The sequence below is a fragment of the Micromonospora sp. URMC 105 genome (assembly GCF_051386295.1).
Lineage (GTDB): Bacteria > Actinomycetota > Actinomycetes > Mycobacteriales > Micromonosporaceae > Micromonospora.
This window is the reverse complement of the sequence record NZ_JBPQTL010000172.1, coordinates 1-5,152: the sequence shown is the minus strand read 5'-3', so window position 1 is coordinate 5,152 and position 5,152 is coordinate 1. Positions and strand designations below refer to the sequence as shown.

The following is a 5,152-nucleotide window of genomic DNA, read 5'->3' as shown; positions in this document are numbered from 1 at the left end:
GAGCCGGCCGAGGTGGCCGGCTCCCCCGCTTCAGTACGGGTTGTCCGGTTCGGGCGTCTGCCGGCCCGGATGCCGGGGTGTGCGGGGGTGGCGTTAGCCGCTCGGTCGGCCGGGAAATCGGCGGCGGGGGAACGACCGGACCGCCGAGAGGAGCACCCGTGGCCTACCACCAAGGTCTGCCCGCCATCGTGCGGGAGCGTCACCCCGTCGCCGGGGCGCCGCTCTGGTGCGATGCGCACGACTACGGGCTGACCGGCGACGGAGTGACCAACGACCAGCCGGCGCTGGCCGCCCTGGTGGACCGCCTCGGCGACGGGTACGCCGCCGACGGGCGGGCTCGGGTGATTTACTGCCCGCCGGGCATCTACTCGATCCGGGACGCCGGCACGGTCTGGCGCAGTGGGGTGTCGCTGATCGGGGCCGGCCCGGCGGCGACCCGGTTTCTGCTGAGCAACGAGGGCAACCGGGCCGACCCGACGCCGCTGGCCTTCTGGACCACCCTCCAGCACGGCGCGGACCGGGATCGGCACATCGCCGACTGCACCTTCGCCGACTTCGAGATCGACGGCTCCGGCGTGGCGATGGCCGAGTACAGCTACCTGGCCAAGGGGCTCGGCCTGCAGTACGTGGTGCGCGGAATCTTCCGCAACCTCTACATCCACCACACCGCGGCGAGCGGGCTCGGGTGCGACTTCCTGCAGGACAGCATCATCGACGGCGTGGTGGTGGTCGGCTGCGGCCGGCTGGACAACGGCGAGGAGATCGGCGGGGCCGGCATCGGCGTGGGCATCGGCGGCTGGGGCGGCGTCGAACGGGTCACCATCGTCAACTGCACCGCGCTGGGCAACGGCACCAACGGCATCTTCCTGGAGCTGCAGAAGGAGCACTGGGCGCCGCCGTGCGGCTACCGGATCATCGGCTGCCACAGCCAGAACAACCGGTTCGGCATCTCCGACTGGGGCGCCGACGGGCTGATCGTCACCGCGTGCACGATGACCGGCAACCTGGAGGCCGGCTTCGACGTCTCGGCCAACGGCACCTCGGGCGTGGCCGGGCGGGGCGGGCTGCTGACCGACTGCATGATCGACGGCAACACCCAGGACGGGATCAGCATGGGCAACACCCCCGGCCCGTACACGGTGCGGGGCAACCGGATCAGCGGCAACGGCGCGTACGGCTACCACGAGCACAACCTCGGTCCGGGCTACCAGGGCGGCGCCGCGGAGGTGGTGATCGAGAGCAACGACATCTGGGGCAACGGCCTGGACGGGATCCGCGTCGACCGCCCGATGACCGACGCGGTGCTGCTGCACAACCGGATCCGCAACAACGGGCGGCAGTGCGGCGGGGCGTACGCCGGCGGCGGCGAGACGGTCCGGTACAACGACAAGGCGCTGGTCGACCGGTCGGCGAACTGGCCGGCGGACTCCCACCGGGGCAAGGTGCTGCAGGTCGGCAAGCGAACGGCCGTGGTCGCCGCCAACACCGCCTCCGAGCTGATCCTCGCCCCGGTACGCCCCGACTCCTCCACCGCCTGGAGCGGCGACACACCGCCGCCCGGGTCGGCGTACGAGCTGCCCGCCGCGCCGGGCACCCGGGCCGGGATCACCGTCAACGCGCCCTTCGACTCGGCGACGGTGCGGGGCAACCGGATCTGGGACAACCGCGACCCGCGCACCCAGAACCACGGGCTGTGGATCACCGAGCGGGGCAGCTGCGTGGACTGCCGGGTGGAGGAGAACGACCTCGCCGGCAACGCCGAGGCCCCCACCCGGTTGGACACCCCGCCCGTCGGCGGCCGGTGGGACCGCAACCACGGCGATCGGGACTGGTGACCCGGCGACCCGAGTCGGGACGGCGGGACGCGGACCACCCAGCGCCCCTGATCCGGGACGGCCGGGTCGCCCAATCGCGCCGCAGCACATCCGCGACCAAAGCCACCGCCATTCGCGAGCATTTCCCGCGAAAGTGCGCCACGGGCTGAGAAGCGCCGTACAGAATGTGGCCAAGGGGAATGGAAACGGGGGGCCCAATATGGACGTGAGGCGGCGATTGACGCTATTGGCGGTGACCATCGCAGCCACACCGTTGATCCTCGGCGGGTGCACGGCGGAGAAGAAGTCCGCCGTCGGCTCGGCGCCGGAAGGAGCCGCGGACCCCGCGGTCACGCTGACGCCGGGGGACCGGGCGAAGGACGTCCCGGTCAGCGCGGAGGTCGGGACGAGCGTGAGCCACGGGAAGGTGACCGCCGTCAAGCTCACCGACGACAAGGGGAAGCAGGTCGCGGGGGAGCCGCGCGAGGACGGGTCGAGCTGGGTGCCGAGCACGCCGCTGGAGAACGGCCGGACCTACACCGCGGAGGTCACCGCCACCGGGAAGAAGGGGCGGACCACCGTCGGGCGGACGACCTTCACCACGTCGCCCAGATCGACCAGGCAGGCGATAAAGAGCACATTGTATTTCACCGCGAATCAGACGTACGGCACCGCGATGCCGGTGACCGTCGCATTCGATCCGCCCATTCCCAAAGAGGACCGGGCGGCCGTGCAGCGGCGATTGTTCGTGAAGACCGACCCGCCGCAGCCGGGTACCTGGTCGTGGATGGGCGACGGTAAGCAGGTCGAGTACCGGGCGCCGGATTTCTGGAAGCCCGGCACGAAGATCAGCGTGCGGTCGGGACTGGCGGGACTTCCGATCGGCAAGGAGTTCATCGGTGACGACGACCGCCGGTCCACCTCGAAGATCGGCCGGCAGGTGGCCCTCGAGATCGACAACGCCACCAAGCGGATGTCGGTCTTCCAGGACGGCAAGCTGGTCCGCAAGATCCCGGTGAGCCTCGGCAAGCCGAGCACGCCGACCTCCAGCGGCAAGATGGTGATCATGGAGAAGCACGACTTCACCACCTTCGACACCCGGGGATCGGCCGACCCTTACGTGGTCGACGTCGAGGACGCGCAGCGGCTCACCTGGGGTGGCGAGTTCATCCACGCCGCGCCGTGGTCGGAGGGGGATCAGGGCAACATCAACGTCTCGCACGGCTGCACCAACGTGTCGGTGACGGCGGCGGACTGGCTGATGGGCATCACCAAGGTCGGTGACCTGGTGACCGTCAAGGGCACCGAGGTGCAGTTGGACCAGGGCAACGGCTTCACCGCCTGGAACGTCAGCTGGGACGAGTTCGTCAAGGGCAGCGCGCTGCCGGTGCCGCCCGGACTGAAGCCGGCGCCCGTGGCCCACCCGGCGCACCCGGGGGCGGTCGCCGGAGGCTCGTCGCCCGCACCCGGGCCGTCCGCCAGCGGCGGCTGAGACCAGGGGAGGAACGACCGGGGTACGACCGGCCCGCCACCCGGGCCGGTCGTGCGTCGGTCCGGGTGTGTGCGCGGACCCGGGGCCGGTCGGCTGCTCGCCGGTCCGGCCGGGCCTCAGGTCAGGTCGACGCGGGCGATGGCGGTGCCGACCAGGCTGCCCAGCCAGAGCCGGTCGCCGTCCTGCCGTACCCCGGTGATCATCCAGTAGGAGCCGTCGGGGCCGTGCAGCGTACGCAGCACCGTCCCGTCGCCGTCGACGAGGGCGACCAGCCCGTACTTCTGCGGTTGTGGTCGTACCGCGTCGGGCAGCAGCGCCACCAGCTGGCGCAGCCGGGGGTGCGGCAGCAGCCGCTCGACGACCGGCAGCCGGGGGCTGGGCAGCGCGATCCAGTACGTTCCGTCGCCGACCGCGGTGAGGTTGTCCGGGTACGCCGGCAGGTCGGTGAGCACGGTGACCGCGCCGTCGGGCAGGGCCACCCGCACCAGCCGGTGGGTGCTGGTTTCCACCAGCATCAGCGCCGACTCGTCGGGGGTCAGCGCGATCCCGTTCGGGAAGTAGAGCCCGCCGGTCACCACGTCGGTCCGCCCCGAACGCGGGTCGTACGCCAGTACCCGCCCGTTGGGGCGGTGTTCGAGCAGGTCGTGCTTCCAGTGCGAGAGCGGGTAGCGGTCGGAGCTGTCGGTGAAGTAGACCGTGCCGTCGCGGGCCACCGTGGCGTTGTCGGCCAGGTGTACCGGTGGCGCGGTGCCGGTCAGCTCCCGTACCGCGCCGTCGGGGGTGACCCGCAGCAACCCCCGGTACGCGTCGCAGACCACCAGGCTGCCGTCGCGCGGGTCCAGCTCGATGCCGAGCGGCCGCCCGCCGGTCTGGGCGAGCAGCCGGGGTGCCGTGCCGGCGGGGGCGTCGGCGGGCCACCACCAGAGCCGGCCGTCCTCGTCGCCGCTGATCACCCGGCCGTCGGGGTCGACGAGCACGTCCTCCGGCCCATGCGCGCCCGGCGGCAGGGGCAGCAGCTCGACCCGGTCCAGCCGCCGGTCGGTGGGCGCCCAGACCCCGTCCAGCGGGGGTGGCACGGTGGCCGGCTCGCGGACGGGCCGGATCAGGCGGGGCGGGCGCTGGCGCTGGCGCGGTACGACCATCGGATCATTCTCACCCGCCGATACCGGTCGCGTCGGCCCCCCGGGGCGTGTCGCGCCGGCCGCGCCTCGCCCCTGAGGCGGATCGGGGACTCCCCCGGGGGCGACCCTGGGCTGACCCGGATTCACCTGCGCGGGGGGCGGAAATGTCGGTGGCCGGGGCTAGATTCGTCCGTATGGGACAGCGGGTTGACCGGCTCCACGTGCAGCTCAGCGTGGGTGACGACGTGGTCGGGGTGCGGGTGGTCGGCGAGGTCGACGTGGCCTCGGTGGGTGTGCTGCGCGCCGCGCTCTGGGCCGCGCCGGCGCGTCCGGTGCTGCGGGTCGACCTCTCGGGCGTCCGGCTGCTCTCCGCCGCCGGGGTCCGCGCGCTGGTGGCCGCTCATCTGCGGGTCCGGGCCCGGGGTGGCGAGCTCGTGCTGGCCGACCCGGATCCGGTGGTCGCCCGGGTGCTGCGGGCCACCGGCCTGCACCGGGTCGTCCCGGTGGTGCAGACCCTGCCCACGGTGCCCTGTCCCCGCGGCGAGCTGGCCGCCTGCGCCTGAATCACGCCTCACCGGCCCGTCCGCGTCCCGCGGTGGACGCGGGGTCGCCGGACCGCGGTGGGAGGCGGGCCGCCGGACCGCGGTGGAGGGCGGGCCGCCGGCCGACCTCGTCATCGAGGACATCACCGTGGGTGAGGGCCCGGAGGCCCGACCCGGCCAGCT

Annotated in this window: 4 protein-coding genes; 3 read left to right on the top strand and 1 reads right to left on the bottom strand. The window is 72.8% G+C overall.

Translation table 11 applies throughout. The features are described from left to right. The first annotated feature begins 158 nt into the window (after window positions 1-158). Complete coding sequence (locus ACSNN7_RS28560) at window positions 159-1,835, top strand: right-handed parallel beta-helix repeat-containing protein (protein ID WP_436684153.1); 1,677 nt, start codon at window positions 159-161, stop codon at window positions 1,833-1,835. A gap of 199 nt (window positions 1,836-2,034) precedes the next feature. Beyond that, window positions 2,035-3,306: an Ig-like domain-containing protein gene (locus tag ACSNN7_RS28555; protein ID WP_436684152.1), complete on the top strand. Its 1,272-nt coding sequence runs from the start codon at window positions 2,035-2,037 to the stop codon at window positions 3,304-3,306. A gap of 116 nt (window positions 3,307-3,422) precedes the next feature. On the opposite strand, the gene ACSNN7_RS28550 is transcribed toward ACSNN7_RS28555, so the two are convergent. Next, complete coding sequence (locus ACSNN7_RS28550) at window positions 3,423-4,448, bottom strand: SMP-30/gluconolactonase/LRE family protein (RefSeq protein WP_436684151.1); 1,026 nt, start codon at window positions 4,446-4,448, stop codon at window positions 3,423-3,425. A 173-nt stretch (window positions 4,449-4,621) separates the two neighbouring features. Between ACSNN7_RS28550 and ACSNN7_RS28545 the strand changes: the two genes are divergently transcribed. Further along, window positions 4,622-4,990, top strand: coding sequence for an STAS domain-containing protein (locus ACSNN7_RS28545; protein WP_436684150.1), 369 nt, complete (start codon window positions 4,622-4,624; stop codon window positions 4,988-4,990). Window positions 4,991-5,152 lie beyond the last annotated feature (162 nt).